The organism is Acinetobacter sp. MYb10, from assembly GCF_002980175.2.
GTDB lineage: Bacteria > Pseudomonadota > Gammaproteobacteria > Pseudomonadales > Moraxellaceae > Acinetobacter > Acinetobacter guillouiae.
In genome coordinates, this window is record NZ_CP058272.1 from 61,434 (window position 1) to 78,246 (window position 16,813).

At 37.6% G+C, this 16,813-nt stretch carries 16 protein-coding genes and 3 tRNA genes; 6 read left to right on the forward strand and 13 right to left on the reverse strand.

The window, feature by feature from the left end:
- Nucleotides 1-16 precede the first annotated feature (16 nt).
- The 5 genes from CQZ96_RS00220 (at nt 17) to CQZ96_RS00240 (ending at nt 2,766) form a co-directional block, all read left to right on the forward strand.
- Nucleotides 17-1,528, forward strand: coding sequence for a DUF3336 domain-containing protein (locus CQZ96_RS00220; RefSeq protein WP_056511973.1), 1,512 nt, complete (start codon nt 17-19; stop codon nt 1,526-1,528).
- Nucleotides 1,525-2,337: a protein kinase domain-containing protein gene (locus CQZ96_RS00225; protein WP_004719295.1), complete on the forward strand. Its 813-nt coding sequence runs from the start codon at nt 1,525-1,527 to the stop codon at nt 2,335-2,337. Before CQZ96_RS00220 ends, CQZ96_RS00225 begins: the two co-directional genes overlap by 4 nt.
- Nucleotides 2,338-2,445: 108 nt before the next feature.
- Nucleotides 2,446-2,530, forward strand: a tRNA-Leu gene (locus CQZ96_RS00230).
- Nucleotides 2,531-2,571: 41 nt separating this feature from the next.
- Nucleotides 2,572-2,645 (forward strand) — tRNA-Trp (locus CQZ96_RS00235).
- Nucleotides 2,646-2,681: 36 nt separating this feature from the next.
- Nucleotides 2,682-2,766: transfer RNA gene (locus CQZ96_RS00240), tRNA-Leu, on the forward strand.
- A 172-nt stretch (nt 2,767-2,938) separates the two neighbouring features.
- Here the strand turns inward: CQZ96_RS00240 and CQZ96_RS00245 are convergent.
- The 7 genes from CQZ96_RS00245 to CQZ96_RS00275 form a co-directional block, all read right to left on the reverse strand.
- Nucleotides 2,939-3,142 (reverse strand): hypothetical protein, encoded by a 204-nt coding sequence (locus CQZ96_RS00245; protein WP_004719296.1) that lies wholly within the window; start codon nt 3,140-3,142, stop codon nt 2,939-2,941.
- A gap of 322 nt (nt 3,143-3,464) precedes the next feature.
- Nucleotides 3,465-4,205, reverse strand: a complete 741-nt coding sequence (locus CQZ96_RS00250; protein WP_105713757.1) for an alpha/beta hydrolase — start codon at nt 4,203-4,205, stop codon at nt 3,465-3,467.
- A gap of 24 nt (nt 4,206-4,229) precedes the next feature.
- Nucleotides 4,230-4,961, reverse strand: a complete 732-nt coding sequence (gene gloB / locus CQZ96_RS00255) for a hydroxyacylglutathione hydrolase (RefSeq protein WP_105713756.1) — start codon at nt 4,959-4,961, stop codon at nt 4,230-4,232.
- A gap of 204 nt (nt 4,962-5,165) precedes the next feature.
- Nucleotides 5,166-5,783 carry a hypothetical protein gene (locus CQZ96_RS00260; RefSeq protein WP_105713755.1) on the reverse strand — a complete coding sequence of 206 codons (618 nt, stop codon included), beginning with the start codon at nt 5,781-5,783 and terminating at the stop codon, nt 5,166-5,168.
- 233 nt (nt 5,784-6,016) lie between these two features.
- A complete protein-coding gene (locus CQZ96_RS00265) occupies nt 6,017-6,712 on the reverse strand; it encodes a methionine ABC transporter permease (RefSeq protein WP_034613374.1) in 696 nt (231 codons plus the stop codon).
- Complete coding sequence (locus CQZ96_RS00270; RefSeq protein ID WP_105713754.1) at nt 6,709-7,734, reverse strand: methionine ABC transporter ATP-binding protein; 1,026 nt, start codon at nt 7,732-7,734, stop codon at nt 6,709-6,711. Before CQZ96_RS00270 ends, CQZ96_RS00265 begins: the two co-directional genes overlap by 4 nt.
- A gap of 113 nt (nt 7,735-7,847) precedes the next feature.
- Nucleotides 7,848-8,720, reverse strand: a complete 873-nt coding sequence (locus CQZ96_RS00275; protein WP_105713753.1) for a MetQ/NlpA family ABC transporter substrate-binding protein — start codon at nt 8,718-8,720, stop codon at nt 7,848-7,850.
- 560 nt (nt 8,721-9,280) lie between these two features.
- Between CQZ96_RS00275 and CQZ96_RS00280 the strand changes: the two genes are divergently transcribed.
- Entirely contained in the window at nt 9,281-9,943 is a 663-nt protein-coding gene (locus tag CQZ96_RS00280; RefSeq protein ID WP_105713752.1) for an RBBP9/YdeN family alpha/beta hydrolase, read from the forward strand.
- A gap of 94 nt (nt 9,944-10,037) precedes the next feature.
- On the opposite strand, the gene purD is transcribed toward CQZ96_RS00280, so the two are convergent.
- From purD to CQZ96_RS00310, 6 genes are all read right to left on the reverse strand, one after another.
- On the reverse strand, nt 10,038-11,321 hold the full coding sequence (gene purD, locus CQZ96_RS00285; RefSeq protein WP_004719304.1) for a phosphoribosylamine--glycine ligase: 1,284 nt from the start codon (nt 11,319-11,321) through the stop codon (nt 10,038-10,040).
- A 143-nt stretch (nt 11,322-11,464) separates the two neighbouring features.
- Nucleotides 11,465-13,039, reverse strand: a complete 1,575-nt coding sequence (gene purH / locus CQZ96_RS00290; protein ID WP_105713751.1) for a bifunctional phosphoribosylaminoimidazolecarboxamide formyltransferase/IMP cyclohydrolase — start codon at nt 13,037-13,039, stop codon at nt 11,465-11,467.
- 94 nt (nt 13,040-13,133) lie between these two features.
- Complete coding sequence (gene fis, locus CQZ96_RS00295; protein ID WP_001086304.1) at nt 13,134-13,403, reverse strand: DNA-binding transcriptional regulator Fis; 270 nt, start codon at nt 13,401-13,403, stop codon at nt 13,134-13,136.
- Nucleotides 13,404-13,787: 384 nt separating this feature from the next.
- Nucleotides 13,788-14,648, reverse strand: a complete 861-nt coding sequence (locus CQZ96_RS00300) for a zinc-ribbon and DUF3426 domain-containing protein (RefSeq protein WP_105713750.1) — start codon at nt 14,646-14,648, stop codon at nt 13,788-13,790.
- Nucleotides 14,649-14,669: 21 nt separating this feature from the next.
- A complete protein-coding gene (gene prmA, locus CQZ96_RS00305) occupies nt 14,670-15,572 on the reverse strand; it encodes a 50S ribosomal protein L11 methyltransferase (protein ID WP_105713749.1) in 903 nt (300 codons plus the stop codon).
- A gap of 128 nt (nt 15,573-15,700) precedes the next feature.
- Nucleotides 15,701-16,576, reverse strand: a complete 876-nt coding sequence (locus tag CQZ96_RS00310; protein WP_105713748.1) for a bile acid:sodium symporter family protein — start codon at nt 16,574-16,576, stop codon at nt 15,701-15,703.
- Between the last annotated feature and the right edge of the window lie 237 nt (nt 16,577-16,813).

A 16,813-nucleotide genomic window follows, 5' to 3' on the forward strand; every position in this document is an offset into this window, starting at 1 on the left:
CAAAGGAATATTAGAAATGTTATTAGAACTTACTCAAGATTTAAATCCGCATCAGGCTTATCGTATTAAAAAACTAAAAAGAAAACTGAAACATGCGGAAAACTATGAAGAGTGGAAATCTATAGCGTTAAAACTGGATGAAGAAACGGGGGCACAGGAGTGGAAGCTGGATAATACCTCTCCATATTTTGATGCTGAAATTATTTCCCATCGGTTAAATTTATTGCGTCGTTATCGTCTGCAAAATCGCACCCAAGATTTGATGTATATCCTAAGAGAAGGATTTAGTCACGATGTTGCCAACATCGGGCATCCGATGCTATTTGCACATACCTATGTTGGAACTAAAAAAATAATTGAAGATTATATCGATGAAGTCAGTAATAGTTTGGCATTCATCGCTTCAGAAAGTTGCCAAGCCTTGTGTCATGAAAGCAAAAGGAAGTTTTTCGAAAACTGTGAAAAGGCCTATGGTCAGCCCGCACTGATGTTTTCAGGTGGGGCAACCTTAGGTTTATTCCATAGCGGTGTTTGTAAGGCATTAATGGAACAAGACTTAATGCCAAAAGTACTTTCTGGTTCAAGTGCTGGGGCAATCATGACGGCGATGCTGGGGGTAAATGAACCAGGTGAGATTCCAAACTTGCTGAGTGGTGACCAATTTTATAGTGAAGCCTTTCACTTTCGTAGCTTAAAAGAATTAATCAAAGGCAATGGTGGTTTTGCAGATGTCCGATATCTTAAAAAGTTTTTGGTCGAAAATTTAGGTGATGTAACGTTTCAGGAGGCATTTGAAAAATCAGGCTTGGATATCAATGTCACCGTCGCGCCTTATGATGTTTCCCAAGAAGATGTACGAATCATGAATAAATATACCTCACCAGATTTATTGGTCTGGAGTGCAGTATTGGCATCATGTGCTGTACCGGTTTTATTTCCACCTGTGCGTTTGATCAGTAAACGTTACGATGGTGTACATACCCCTTATTTGGCAAATACGCGTTGGGTGGATGGCAGTGTCCGCAATGATTTCCCCCAAGAGCGCATGTCACGTCTTTATAATTTGAATTACACCATTGCCAGTCAGGTTAATCCACATATTGTACCGTTTATGCAGAATGATGAAGAACGTTATCGTAGAGATTTACTGAGTTGGCCTGAACGTATTGTGCGTAGTCAAGGACGCATGGCTGCAATGGGGATCATGGATTTTGCCAGAGGTCGTATGGGACGAGTTCCTTCTATGCGTCGTTTACTCGATCACGGTTACGGTATTATTGACCAGCGCTACTATGGTGATGTCAATATTATTGGGGAGTATAGTCTGCGCCATTATAGCTATATGTTACAGAACCCACGCCCATATCTATTCAAGCTGTTGCAACGAGAAGGTGAGCGTGCAACTTGGCCAAAAATTTCAAGCATAGAAACACATGCGCGTATTGGTAAAACAATCCAACATTGTCTAGAAGTTTTGAATCATCCAATGACGAAAGATATACCCGCAGAACAATTGACCGAAGTATGAGCCAAAGCAGAATTCTTCCAGTTGCATATAATTCAATCCAAAGTCAAAAATTTGGTCGCCGTGTTTATCAAATTCAACAGGGACAGCAATGGTTTTGGTTGAAATTACAGCTCAAAAATTCAAATCGCTGTTATCAACAGCACTTTTTCAATGAACTGAACTGTTATAGCGAGTTGAATGCATTGGAGACTGAAGCTCAACCTGTATTGTTAAATTTTTCAATATTTGATCCATTTCAGCAATTTAAAATTGAAGAAGAGGTCATTGATCAGACTTTATGGGTGGAAGATGCCCCAAAGCTTTTTCAGGATCTGCCTGATCGACTTAGCTTGGCTGAAATTGGTAAGCGATTAGTACTCAGCTTAGATGTGCTTGAACATTTGCATGACTATGGTTATCTGCATGGCGATATCAAAGTTGAGCACTTTCGAGTTAAGGATGAGAAAAGTTATTTGATTGACTTTGAACAGGCTGTAAACATCGCTCAAGAGGCAAATTTAACAAATATCGCAACACATACCGCAACACCTCGGTATATGGCACCAGAATTGTTTCATGGTCAACCAAAATCATTTCAATCCGATATTTATGCGTTGGGAATCGTTTGGTTGGAGTGGTTGACACAACAGCGCTTATCGGCGAAAAGCTATCAAGATTGGGCATTTTTGCATTGTCAGCAGTTAAATGTGGTGTTACCACAGCAATTTAAAATTTTTGAAATGGTTTTAACAGAGATGTTAATGAAAAAAATAGGGCAACGTTGCTCAAATATTTATCAAATAAAACAAGTATTAAGCCAAATTGTTTAAACAAAAAGCAGTATTTGCAACATTTGTTTTTTATTTAAACAAACGAGTGTCTTTTTCGAAAAAAGGGCTTGTCATAATAAAACGATCTCTATAATATACACAGCCATTGGGGACGTGGCGAAATTGGTAGACGCACTGGATTTAGGTTCCAGCGCCGCAAGGTGTGAGAGTTCGAGTCTCTCCGTCCCCACCAAGCAATTCATTTTGTGGTACTAAAACAAAATGAAGGGTTATAGAGGATTGGTGTAATGGTAGCATGACGGTCTCCAAAACCGTTCGTCAAGGTTCGAATCCTTGATCCTCTGCCAAGTTATTTAAAAAGACTACAGCGTTAGTTTTTATTCGGGGACGTGGCGAAATTGGTAGACGCACTGGATTTAGGTTCCAGCGCCGCAAGGTGTGAGAGTTCGAGTCTCTCCGTCCCCACCAAATTTAAAAAAGCATGATGAAAATCATGCTTTTTTTATGCTTAAATTTTTATTCTAACTATGCTGTATCTTGATTAAAGGTTTTTTAGAATTAGAATTTTATCCAGATCAATAAAAAGACCTAAACGTAATCGTTTAGGTCTTTTCAAAGAGAAACTTCATTTAGACACTTACTAAGCCTTTAAGTGATCCTCAAACTCTTCACCGAGCTGCATTGCTAAGTTATTACCAGATAAATCACAAGTGACTAAACCATATTCTTTTTTAAAGCTGAAAGTAAATCCTTTTCCATCAGCTAAATTTTTTACTGAATAGCCTAATTTTTCTAACCAAATACGAAAAGCGATTAAATTCTTTGCCTTTACAACCTTTTTCACAGAAGATCTCCTTAATTCCTGCCTATAAATTTAATAGGGGTGATCATTAAATTTTTAAAGGGGAAATTTGATGAAACTTATTTTTTATATCAATATTTGAGCAATTTGAGAAATGACGCTTTTGTATCAATGCGTATTTTTTTGCTATCAATATGGATGAAATGTGAATTCACTTAAAAATTTTGAAATAAAACAACCAATTAATTAAATATGAAAACTGTGCTTGTAATATTTTGATGCAAAGATATCGTTTTAAAAAAGCAGAATTTTTCTCATTTTTACTTTGGCTAAATGTAAGTAAATTTAACAGAAGTATAGGTTATTACGGCTGTATGGGATGATGTTGATCTAAGAAATCTAAAATATCGCCAAACAGTTGTGTCTGATCTTTGCCTAAAGTCATGAGATGCCCTGTATTGGGATAACTTTTAATCTGTTTTTTTGTAGAATTCACATGATTATAAATGGTTTGTGCACTGGATTGATAATGTGCATCATCTAACTCGCCATACAATAAAAAAATAGGTGCACGAATTAAAGAAGCATTGCTTATGGTTGCGGCAACAAACTGATGAAATGCCTGTAGTTGTATTGCTGCTTTATTTTCTAAGCTTTTTAAGTCTAGCTCTACATTGCTATTCTGAAATTGATGAAGATATTCGGCATAGTGTTCTAATCGCTTAAAAAGATCATTTACACTTCGATCCTGTGGCGCAGACATGCTAATACAAGCATCAATTGGAAAGTGCTCAGTGAGTTTTAACGATAAAATTGCACCTAAAGAAACCCCAATGACAGCAATATGCTTATAACCCTGATTTTCTAAGAGTTGATAAGCATTATATGCATCTTGCCACCAATCATCTGTAGTGTAATTGAGAAACTCATCAATCGTTAAACCATGCCCGGCGTAGCTAGGTGCATAGCAAGTGTAGCAATGTTGATGCAGAAATTTTGCTAAGGCCTTCATATCTTGAATGGTGCTGGTATAGGCATGTAATAACAGTACCGCCTGCTGCGAGGCTTTTAAAAACAGAGGCTTAGGCTGGCGCAGTTTTAACATTGTGGGGACAATAATCGTGATTGCTTAAAAATGATCTTTCAATGCACGAATACGCGCAAATTCTTCAGCACTTTCGACACGTAAAAAAGGATTGGTTTCAAGCTCAAGTTCAATGGTGCTGGGCAAGGTGATTTTCCCATGTTCACGGAGCTGTTTGATTTCTTCGGCACGTTGTTGTATTGCTCGGTTCTCTGGCTCGATATGCAAAGCAAATTGTGCATTAGAAAGCGTATATTCATGGGTACAGTAAACTTTGGTTCTTGGTGGTAAAGCAGCGAGACGATTGAGAGAGTGATAAAACTGCTCTGCAGTTCCTTCAAACATACGTCCACACCCCATAGCAAAAAGGGTATCACCACAGAAAACGCTGTCTAATGCATCAATAAAATAAACGACATGCCCTAGGGTGTGACCTGGTACAGAGATAATGTCGATGTTTAACCCATGAAATTCAAATTGATCATCGTGTTGCAGCGGGTAGGTAATAAAAGGAATGTGACTCAGTTCAGCGCGTGGCCCATAAACAGGAATATTATGATCTGCGATTAATTCTGGAACACCACCAATATGGTCTTTATGCCAGTGTGTGAGCCAAATTTGTTTTAAATTCAGCTGATGTTCAAGGCAATAATCTTCAACCAGCGATGCTTCTGTGGGGTCAATTGCAACGACATCATGGCTTTGACTGTCTTCGATCAGCCAAATATAGTTTTGTAATTGATTTTTTACATCTATGACGTGAATTTTAAATTGCATCGTTGAATTCCATGGATATGCTGACACAAATTTAATAGCAAAATCAGGCTATAGACAAGTTAGAAAACTGATTACAGTCTTTTTTATGTGAAAACATATGTAATTCGACAGTACTGCATGCTGTTTGCTTAAACAAACAAGTCATATGGTAGGTTATTCTTTTAGAGAATAGCATATAGATCAATATGCTATTCTCAATAAAACTTAACAGGCCATCCCTTGGTTGATTTCTAATTTGCTCAGTTTGCCATTTTTAAAACTAAAATCGACATAACTGCGATAGCCTGTTTCAAATTCAGCAGGATTTTTTAAAAACTCTTTGGCTTCCGATGCCGTTAAAATTAAAACACTGGTGCCTGTTTTGGCGCTGTTTGGGAAGTCTTTTTTAAATTGATTCATGCTATACAGATTAGTGATGGGTTTATTGTTAATCAGGATTGTATCCGTGATCGCTGGCGCATTTGACCAAGAAAGCCAAACTCGTCCTTTGGTTGTGCCAAGTTGTTGAAAAGTATTTTTGCTTTTATAAAAAGTGTCAGACTTAATCTGTGGATTGTCTTCACTATAAATTTCAAACATCAGTTTTTTCCCTGATGCAGTAGAGCTTGAGTATTCATAGTTACCACTACATTCTGAAAATGCTTTTGTAGTTTTTTGAGAGGTGTTTCCGAGCAACTTTTCAATTTGCGTTGCACTTAGCGCTTGGTTGAGCTCTACACCATTGACTTTTACTGTGGTGGTGTAATCGTCTGAAGCTTGCGCAAAACTACAAATAGGTAGCATAAGGAGTAGTGAGGCGATTGTTTGAGTAAAATTATTCATTTCAAATATTTCTTAAGTTTTCTATAACATAATTAGTTCTGACTGATTGATCAAGAGCAGATGATCAAATGAGTGGAATTAAAGTGGATAGGACTAAGCAAGTATAGAATCAAGTACGGATCTATAAATTTTATAAGTATTTATATCTGTAGCTAACTAAAGAAATAAAAAATACCCTCAACAAGGAGGGTATGATTTTAGAAAAAAGAACAGCTGGAAATGGCAAGCAAGGATTATCGAAGCTTTGATAACCAATTTCCAAGACTCTGTACAATTTGTACAAGGATCAATAAGACAATCACGGTGAGATAAACCACACTTTGATCGAAACGTTGATAACCATAAGAAATTGCTAAATCACCAATACCGCCAGCGCCTACAGCACCCGCCATTGCTGTTGCACCAATCAAGCTAATGGTTGCTGTGGTAAGGCTCAAAATGAGTGAGCTACGGGATTCAGGGATAATAAACTTAAAAATAATCTGCCAAGGCGATGCACCCATTGCTTGTGCAGACTCAATGATCCCTTCATTCACTTCAAGCAATGATGTTTCTACAAGACGACCAATATAAGGACCAACATAAATGGTCAACGGTACAATCGCTGCCCAAGTACCGATTGTTGTACCCACGATTGCTTTGGTCAGTGGAAAAACCGCAATCAATAGAATAATAAAGGGGAGCGAGCGTAGTGCATTGACGATAGGATTTAAAATCTGATAGACAGCACGATTGGGTAAAATGCCATTAGGGCGAGTGACCAGCAAGGTAATTGCTTGAATAAAGCCCCAAATGGTACCAAACAGCATTGCAAAAATGACCATTTGAATGGTTTCTTGCATCGCTGTAACAAATTGGTCAATGCTTAAAGAGCTTTTCCAAAATGGTGCAGTAAGCGTAGTGAGCCATTGTACAATGAGTTCTCTCATAGTCTAACTCCTGACTGTTCCACCTTGACCCCATTTTTTTCAAAGAAATCTATGGTTTGGCGAATGCTTTCAGCATCTCCCAAAAGTTGTATAAACATTTGACCGATGACTGAGCCATTAATTTCAGTCATATTGGCAAATAAAATATTTAAGCTGACATCAAATTGCTTAATTGCTGCTTGTACCACAGTCTCTTGCGCTGAAGTACCCAAAAATTGCAGGCTATAAATACTTTTATGATTTTGATTTTCGAGATTGTTTAAGATATTAACAGGGAGCTGTTGCTGTAAAACAGTTTGAATAAAATTTTTCGTCGTCGGGTGTTGCGGTTGACTAAAAATTTCTAAGGTAGAGCCAGTTTCAATCACTTTGCCTTGTTCCATGACCGCAACATAATCACAAACAGATTCAATCACATCCATTTCATGCGTAACCATGACAATGGTAATCCCTTGCTCTTGATTAATCTTTTTAAGCAAAGCGAGAACAGATTTCGTGGTTTGTGGATCAAGTGCAGAGGTTGCCTCATCACAAAGTAAAATTTTGGGGTGGTTGGCCAAGGCGCGTGCAATACCGACACGTTGCTTTTGTCCTCCCGAGAGTTCATCTGGAAAAGCATCTTTTTTGTGCTTTAGATCAATAAACTCAAGTAACTCATTTAAACGTTTTTCACGTTGGTCTTTACTGACACCCAGCAACTTTAACGGCATTTCAATATTGTCAGCTACAGTTTTGGTTTGTAGCAAATTGAAATGCTGAAAAATCATGCCTATATTTGCACGTTCTTGACGTAATGCACGTGCATCAAGTGCCGTAAAGTCTTTTTGATTAATGATGACTTGTCCTTGGTTGGGACGCTCAAGCAAGTTAATCAAACGGATTAAGGTACTTTTACCTGCACCACTATAGCCGATAATGCCAAAAATACTGCCCGCTGGAATCTCAAGATTAATCTGATCCAGCGCACGTATGGTTTGACCTTTCAACTCATAGTGTTTTGAAATGTTTTTAAATTCAATCATATCGTCAAAAACTATAGCAAAAAGAAAAAACAGGCAAATTCACTTTGCCTGTTTTATGAGGGCCTACAGACCTTTCATAAAAGAATGGTCAATAGACCTGATCCATTATAAAACTATTTTGATTCTGTAAGATAGCTTACAGGTTTATTCACATCAACTTTAGTTCCACCGAAGTGTTCTTGAACATATTTACCTACAGCAGGAACATGATATAACTCACCCACTTTTTTCAAAAGGGCATCATCTTTACGTGCATCTGCAACAGCAAGTACGTTGATATTCATTTTGGTTGTTTGGTCAACTGGCTCATAATAAACCGAATCTTTAAGCACGTTTAAACCGCCTTCCATTGCCAAAGTATTACCTAAAACAATTGCATCAACTTCATCTTTAGCACGTACCGCAGTCGCCATTTGAATAGGTTTGATAACAATTTTCTTTGCATTTTCAGTAATATCAGCAGGCGTGCCTTTAACTAAATCAAAGCCATCTTTCAATTTGATGAGACCAGCAGATTGTAAAAGTAACAATGCACGTGATTCATTTGCGCCATCATTTGGAATAGCAATGGTTGCACCATTGGCAAATTCTTCAACTTTTTTAACTTTACTAGAATAAATACCCATTGGCTCTAAATATGTTGTAGAGATTGGTGCAATTTTTTCTTTGTTTGATTGATTGAAAGCAACAAGATATGCATAAGATTGAAATGCATTGATATCGACTTCTTTGTTTGCCACAGCAGTATTCATTGCAACATAGTCAGTGAAGTTTTTAACTTCTAATTTAATTCCAGCTTGCTTTGTTTCTGGTAATGTTGCGATATAGCGCCAAATATCTGCATCTGAACCTGTAGAAGCCATGGTAACGACTTGTTCTTTACCTGCATCTGCTTGAGCAGCATCATTTTTTGGAGCTTCTTGTTTTCCACAAGCAGAAAGAGTAAGCACAGACGCGCTAAGTAAAACGCCAAACAGCTTTTTCATGAATAAATCCTAAGTAGCAAATGCAGTAGAATTTTGTCCTTTGCATTCTCGATCATTTAAATCGAATTTTTAACATTTTGAAAATAAATAATGCGGTGACGTACTTGTCTGATTGCGCTATCTATATTCTTTACATTTGAGGATTAGCAGTATGTTTTAAAAGAATTTTAATTGTTTAAAACAGACTCTAAAGATTTGTTTATCATATCAATAAATGAAAATTATACATAGTGGCTGCGTGTTGACATTGGGTAGTGATGTCGTTGCATGAATATCAATGTTTTTATTAATTTAATAAAGAAAACAAATGCTTTTGTTGAATGCTAAACGATAAATGATTAAATTTTATACTTATTCATAATATATAAATTTTTTAGGATTTATTATCTTTTTTTTGAATAAGTAAAATAAACTTAGATCTGCATTTATAGCAGTGCTCTGATAAGCGTTATTTCAGATTGTTAGGCGAAATAGGGTGATTTTATTCAAACAGTGATTGACATTGACACTACTGTCATACTTTAGCATGAAGATCTTATATACATCAAAGAGATCAATAAATGAAATTAATCATCTTACTTTTAAGCAGTTTGTTATTGCTAAATACTGCATATGCTCAAAATAATGTTTATATCATTCATGGCTATGGTACAAAGGTGGATGATCATTGGTTTGATTATATTAAGGAAAATTTACAAGATAAAAATACTAAAGTTGTAAAGATCGCGTTACCGAATTCAAGCAATCCAAATCTTTTACAGTGGAAGCAAACCTTAAAAAATAATATTGCTCAAATTGATCAACATACATTTTTTGTTGCGCATAGTTTGGGGTGTATTACGCTGCTTGATTTCCTGTCTGAATTGGATTTTCAACAGATAGGCGGTGTTGTCTGTGTATCTGGATTTTCGAATAAATTGGCAGTATTACCTCAACTGGATTCATATATCACTGAAACGAATAAGGATTTTTATTTTAAAAATAAATTATTGCATCGGAAGATGTTTATATCGAGTAATGATCAGTATGTTCCAGCTGATTTAAGTATCTCGCTGGCAGAAAAATTAGAGTTTCCTTATGAAATTATTCCCAATGCTGGACATTTTTTAGCGAGTGATGGATATCGGGAATTTCCTCAATTATTAGATTGGCTTCAAATGGTCATTGGTGGTGTTGAGGAAGTAGGTGATTCAAATGATTCAGCGCAAAATCAATCAAGGTAATTAATCTTATATTTATTATTCTGGAAGAGCATTACTCAATAAAAATTTACCAAATAAAAAACCCGCCTAGGCGGGTTTTACAACTCAATCGAGTTTAAGCATTTTCACGAGCAATCGCACGGTAACCAATATCTTTGCGGTATTGGACACCATCAAAAGTCACTTTTTGGCAAAGTTCCAAGGCTTTTGCTTGCGCTTCACCAATTGTGTTGCCTAACGCTGTAACGCAAAGTACACGACCGCCAGCAGTCACTACATCACCATTGGCATTATTTGCTGTACCTGCATGGAAAACTTTAGCATCTGTCATTTGGGTATCTAAACCATAAATGACATCATCTTTGCTCGAAGTTTCAGGATAGCCTTTAGACGCAAGCACAATACCAACAGTTTTACGCTCATCCCATTCAGCTTCAGTAGGTAAGTTACCAGCAATACCAGCTTCTACTAAATCAACCAAAGAAGATTTTAAGCGCATCATGATCGGTTGAGTTTCAGGGTCACCAAAACGGCAGTTAAATTCAATGACACGAGGTTGCCCTTGCTCATCAATCATCAAGCCAGCATACAAGAAACCTGTATAAGTATGACCATCAGCTTTCATACCATCTACGGTTGGACGCATGACTTCTTTCATGACTCTGTCAAAAACATCTGCAGTCACAACTGGGGCAGGGGAATATGCACCCATACCACCCGTATTTGGACCTTGGTCAGCTTCAAAAATACGTTTATGGTCTTGTGAAGTTGCCATAGGTAGGATGTTGTCACCATCAATCATACAAATGAACGATGCTTCCTCACCATCAAGGAATTCTTCAATAACAACACGCGAACCTGCATCACCAAATTTATTGCCTGCAAGCATGTCATCAATTGCATCAAATGCTTCTTGATTGGTCATCGCAACAATGACGCCTTTACCTGCAGCAAGGCCATCTGCCTTAATTACGATTGGTGCGCCATTTTTTTCTACAAATGCTTTGGCTGCATCCACTTCAGTGAATACATCATAGAATGCTGTAGGAATGTTATGACGTTTTAAAAAGTGTTTGGCAAAAGCTTTAGAGCCTTCAAGTTGTGCTGCAAATTGGGTTGGTCCCCAAATTTTAAGACCAGCTGCTCGTCCTGCATCCACCACACCATTTACAAGCGGAGCTTCAGGGCCAACAATAATGAGGTCAACGGCATTATTTTTTGCAAAGTCGATAATGGCAGGGTTGTTGAGAATATCTAAAGCAACATTTTCACATTTATGTTCAGTTGCTGTACCCGCGTTTCCTGGTGCAACAAAAACTTTAGTGACTTGATCGTCTTGCGCAATTTTCCATGCTAATGCATGTTCACGACCACCACTACCCAAAACTAATATGTTCATCTTATGTATCCTTTTTTAATCCCTCCCAACCTCCCTTTATACAGGAAGGGGTATCACAAATTTAAAGAGTCCAGTAGTTCGTGACAAGTCCCTCTTATGAAAAGAGGGACTTAGGGGGATTTTAAATAATGATTTATTGTGAATTAGTGACGGAAATGACGCATACCCGTGAAGACCATTGCAATACCAGCTTCATCCGCTGCTGCAATTGTTTCTTCATCACGCATTGAACCACCCGGTTGAATAATACATTTGATACCGGCTTTTGCAGCGTTATCAATACCATCACGGAATGGGAAGAATGCATCAGATGCCATAACAGCACCTTCAACCACTAAACCTGCATGTTCAGCTTTGATCGCTGCGATACGTGCAGAGTTTACACGGCTCATTTGACCAGCACCAACACCAATGGTTTGACGACCTTTAGCATAAACAATGGCATTGGATTTAACGTATTTGGCAACTTTCCAAGCAAAGATTAAATCATCAATTTCTGCTTCAGTAGGGGCACGCTTAGTTACCACTTTAAGATCATCTTTGGTGATCATACCGAGGTCTTGGTCTTGAACCAATAAACCGCCATTGACACGTTTATAATCGTATTGTGAAGCACGTTCATCAATTTTAGGAAGTTCGCCACATACCAGAACACGAACGTTTTTCTTTGCGCCAGTCACTTCAAGTACACCATCGGCAATACTTGGTGCAATAATCACTTCAACAAATTGACGCTCAACAATTGCTTGAGCTGTAGCAACATCTAACTCACGGTTAAATGCAATGATGCCACCAAATGCTGATTCTGGGTCAGTTGCATAAGCAAGATCGTATGCAGCTTTAAGACCATCTAACGATACTGCAACACCACATGGATTTGCATGTTTAACAATGACACACGCTGGTTTTGCAAATGATTTGACACATTCAAGTGCTGCATCTGTATCTGCGATATTGTTATAAGAAAGTTCTTTACCTTGTAACTGCTTAGCAGTTGAAACCGATGCTTCAGTTGCAGTCGATTCTACATAGAAAGCAGCAGATTGATGTGGATTTTCACCATAACGAAGATCTTGTACTTTATTTAACTGGGTATTGAAAGTACGGGCAAATTTGTCTGCTTGACCTTCTTCTTTACCAACTCGTGCACCAAGGTAAGAAGCAATCATGCCGTCATACTGGGCAGTATGTTCAAATGCTTTTACCGCTAAATCGAAACGAGTCGCATAAGATAAAGCGCCATTCGCTTTAAGTTCTGCAATTACAGTTGCATAATCAGTTGCATTTACGATGATCCCCACAGATGCATGGTTTTTCGCAGCTGCACGAACCATTGTTGGGCCACCAATGTCAATATTTTCAATTGCATTTGCAAGCGAGCAGTCTGGTTTAGCAACAGTGGCTGCAAAAGGATAAAGGTTTACGACAACGAGATCGATTGCATCGATGTTGTGTTCAGCCATGACAGCTTCGTCTAGACCACGACGAGCCAAAATGCCTCCATGAATTTTAGGATGCAGTGTTTTTACACGACCATCCATCATTTCTGGGAAGCCTGTGTGCTCTGAAACTTCAACTACAGCCACATTGTTGTCTTTAAGCAACTTATATGTACCGCCAGTAGATAAAATTTCCACCCCAAGAGCAACAAGGTTCTGGGCAAATTCAACGATCCCGGTTTTATCAGAAACAGAGATTAAAGCGCGTTTAATAGTCATGATCTTCGTCAACAGTTTTTAAGTCTAGAGATTGAACAGGTAGGCAAAATATAGGTAAAAAAAATGCCCACGCAAGCCGTGAGCATTTTATCATTTATTCACTCATTAAACCGTGAGCTTTTAACTTTTTGCGTAAAGTGCCGCGGTTCAGTCCGAGAATCTCAGCAGCGCGAGTCTGATTCCCGCGTGTGTATTCTAAGACAACAGATAAAAGAGGTTTCTCCATTTCTGCTAGCACCATGTCGTACACTTGTGATGGTTGCTCACCTTGCAATTGTGCAAAATAGTGACGAACTGCGCGATCTACGTGAATACGAAGAGCGACGTCAGATTGTGCAGTAAAAATAGGAGATTTGCTATTCATGCGAGTTAATCCGAAAATCAAAATATTACTTGGGTAAAGTAATATATAAATGTGGTCTAAAAAAATCTGAGCTCCGTTTTAGATCCTAAAACGGTTGGCTCTAAAACAAGAACAATTAGCTTGCCACAAATCGTCGAGTTGAGTGAAAAATAAGCGTAACAATAGATTAATATTTGTTACAACACTCTTTTAAACAAAAAAATGTTCTACTTGCGCGATATTGGATATAAAGCACATAACAAAACAGTATTTTTTTGAAAAAATGCGAGGAGTTTGCAGGACAAAGCTTTCGTGGCGCGTATGATACCATTGTCTAAGAAAAAATGAGCAAGAAAACTACATTTTTTTTCATTTTTTTATAATTTTTTATAATTTTTTTTAATTTTAAGGGTGAATAATGTCTAATTGGTACTGATCAAAACTTTTTCTTGGCTCTGTAACAACAAATTTAAAAGGATATGGGCTATTTTTAGGAATACGCTTAATTCCAACCAAACTTTCTATCAGATATTGCTCAGGTGTAATCACATGTGTAGCAATGATCTTATTTTGAGCTTTTAAGGTGACTCTTATTAGGGGTAATTCTAAGCTTTTAGAATATTGGTTATTGAGTTGACCTGAAAATTGCGTCTCGTCTCTACCAAGTGCTTTAACTTTAAGATGACTAATCACAATTTGTTTATAGCGTTGATCAACAGTATCACACTGTAAGACGGCACAGGTTTGGGTAAAGACAGTATTTAAAAACGGATAACGATCAGTTAAGTTTGGATTAAACCAAAGGATTTGAAATAATAAAATGCTGAGTAGGGCAAGGTTGATCAAGCTCCACGCCAGATAATAAAACGTACTTTTGGGTTTTATTAAATGTTGCCCGTGGTTATTTAAACCTTGTGATAGGTTTAAGCTTGGAATATTATTGACCGGTTCATTGTTGAAATAATTCAAATTGTTTAAGTATGTTCTTAAATCAATATTGGAGTTTTCAATTTTACGATTAAAAATATCTAAGACATTGGTTTCGATTTGTCGTTTCGTCGTAATGAGGTTTTGTGCCTGATTTTGCACGACAGTATCAGGATCGATCTTGGGTTGAGCAGGTTGACTGTTTTGTAGATGGATTAATGCATTAAAATTATGTGAACATTTCGGACAACAAACCATACCCTGCGCAACAGTGAGTTGCGTAACTGATACTTTATAAACTGAAGCACAATTTGGGCATCGGGTTTGTTTTTCGGTCATAAATATTTATATTTTCATAGATTAAACAGCCTTACGCGACCCAGAAATTCTGCACCAGGTTTCTTCACGTTTCTCGACTTCTACTATATCAAAAAATTCAGAATAAATACTAGAAACATCAGTAACTTGCTCTTCAATTACGCCAGCAAGTGCGAACTCTCCCTCAGATTTAATCAAAGTTGAGAATTCTTTAGCAAGAGACATAAGTGGGCCTGCAAGAATATTTGCAACCAAAATATCCGCCTGTTGGTTTTTAAATTCTGCATTGAACTCTTCAGGTAATCCAACATAAAGATTTTCAAGAACGCCATTCAGCTCAGCATTTTGTTTGGTTGCTAAGACGGCTTGAGGGTCAATATCTGTTGCATAGACTTTCTTCGCACCTAAAAGCAGTGCTGCAACACCGAGGATGCCTGAACCACAACCATAATCAATCACCACTTTATCTTTAACATCGGTTTTGCCTAACCATTGTAGACAAAGGAAAGTAGATGCATGGTTACCCGTACCAAATGCTAAGCCTGGATCAAGTTTGATATTGACTGCATCCGCTTCTGGTGGCTCTATCCATTCAGGTACGATCCAATACTTTTCACCAATTTGAATTGGTTCATAGTAATCCATCCAAGAACGTTCCCATACTTGGTCTTCAAGAAATTCACTGCGCATCGGTTCAATTGGGAGTTGGGTGCGAATAAATGTTTCTAGTGCTGTTACATCAATGTCTTCGCCTTCTTCTTGCGCATAAATTCCTGTAACAATCACTTTATTCCACAGCGGAGTTTCACCTGGGAGTGGTTCAAGCAAGTCTTGGTTTTCAGCATCATCTAATGTCACGCTGACTGCGCCTAAAGAACTTAACAAGGTTTCAGTAAAATCAACTTGAGCTTGTTCTACAGTAATATGAATTTGTAACCACTTCACGGCAAAGACCTAAATCGTTTTCTTAAAGGCAGTATTGTAGCCGAAACTGGGAAGTTACGCTTATATTCAGTGGGAAAATAAAAAAATGGATGCTTAAGCATCCATTTTAGTCGAGGTGTATTATCGCTTTATGCAGCAGATTCAGTTTCAGTTATAGCATGTCTTGAAATTAAGGCACCAAAAATAGCAGCGAAAATATACATAAAGATTGAGTAAACCGCTGCAGGCATCGCAACTGTAGAATTTGCGATGACAGTTAAAGCAATTGTCATGGCTAAGGTACTATTATGAATGCCGATCTCAAATGCACATGCACGTGCTTGAGCACTATTAATACCAAGTAATCTTGGAACGAAGTAGCCAATAACCAGACTGCAAATACAGAAAATCACCGTGGCTAAGCCAACTTGAGTCAGGTACTCCATGATATGTGCACGTTCTTTGGTGATGGCCCCAATAATAATGAGAATCAAAAACACCACTGAGAAAATTCGTAAAGGTTTACTTAATTTTTCAGTAAAGTGTGGCGCATAATGTCGAATGAGCATGCCGATACACACAGGAATTAAAATAATTGCAAAGACTTGCAGTATCTTACTGAACTGCATGGTGATTTGTTGCCCATCATTCATAAAGTATTGAATCGAAAAGTTTACGATTAAAGGCAAGGTAAAGGCAGCAATGACCGAGTTAATTGCAGTTAAGGTAATATTAAGTGCAATATCCCCTTTAAATAAATAACTAAATAGATTGGCGGTACTTCCTCCAGGTGAGGCTGCAAGTAACATTAAACCAACGGCAAGCAAAGGTGGGAGTGCAAGCACTTTACAAATGATAAAAGCGATACCGACCAAAAGTACCAACTGACAGAATAACGCAATCAATACGGCTTTAGGGTGTTTAGAAACTCGCGCAAAATCTTTTGGAGTAAGTTCTAAACCTAGTCCAATCATAATAATGGCGAGGGCGAGGGGAAGCATTATGGTAATTATCCCTGAATCCATAGTTTCATCCTTTTTGTTGTTTTGACATCAATTCAATATGTGAATATTCTGTACTCGATTTGAGTGTAATCGAAAGGTATCGAATTGAAAAATGAAATCTATGACTCAGAAATCTTCTTGGAAATATGTGCTTTAAATATATAGCATTAGGCCGAATAACAATTGATTCATCGTAGATGTAAAACTATATGGATACTGATATTAATCAAGTCTACACAGACTTGAAATAAAAAAGGT

Bases quoted from the DNA above. Each gene is read 5' to 3' on its own strand.
- CQZ96_RS00300 (WP_105713750.1), bottom strand. From the start codon at position 14,648: ATGACCGAAAAACAAACCCGATGCCCAAATTGTGCTTCAGTTTATAAA.
- CQZ96_RS00275 (WP_105713753.1), bottom strand. From the start codon at position 8,720: ATGAAAAAGCTGTTTGGCGTTTTACTTAGCGCGTCTGTGCTTACTCTT.
- purD (WP_004719304.1), bottom strand. From the start codon at position 11,321: ATGAACATATTAGTTTTGGGTAGTGGTGGTCGTGAACATGCATTAGCA.
- CQZ96_RS00225 (WP_004719295.1), top strand. From the start codon at position 1,525: ATGAGCCAAAGCAGAATTCTTCCAGTTGCATATAATTCAATCCAAAGT.
- CQZ96_RS00220 (WP_056511973.1), top strand. From the start codon at position 17: ATGTTATTAGAACTTACTCAAGATTTAAATCCGCATCAGGCTTATCGT.
- CQZ96_RS00260 (WP_105713755.1), bottom strand. From the start codon at position 5,783: ATGAATAATTTTACTCAAACAATCGCCTCACTACTCCTTATGCTACCT.
- CQZ96_RS00310 (WP_105713748.1), bottom strand. From the start codon at position 16,576: ATGGATTCAGGGATAATTACCATAATGCTTCCCCTCGCCCTCGCCATT.
- CQZ96_RS00265 (WP_034613374.1), bottom strand. From the start codon at position 6,712: ATGAGAGAACTCATTGTACAATGGCTCACTACGCTTACTGCACCATTT.
- gloB (WP_105713756.1), bottom strand. From the start codon at position 4,961: ATGCAATTTAAAATTCACGTCATAGATGTAAAAAATCAATTACAAAAC.
- purH (WP_105713751.1), bottom strand. From the start codon at position 13,039: ATGACTATTAAACGCGCTTTAATCTCTGTTTCTGATAAAACCGGGATC.
- CQZ96_RS00280 (WP_105713752.1), top strand. From the start codon at position 9,281: ATGAAATTAATCATCTTACTTTTAAGCAGTTTGTTATTGCTAAATACT.
- CQZ96_RS00270 (WP_105713754.1), bottom strand. From the start codon at position 7,734: ATGATTGAATTTAAAAACATTTCAAAACACTATGAGTTGAAAGGTCAA.
- CQZ96_RS00250 (WP_105713757.1), bottom strand. From the start codon at position 4,205: ATGTTAAAACTGCGCCAGCCTAAGCCTCTGTTTTTAAAAGCCTCGCAG.
- fis (WP_001086304.1), bottom strand. From the start codon at position 13,403: ATGAATAGCAAATCTCCTATTTTTACTGCACAATCTGACGTCGCTCTT.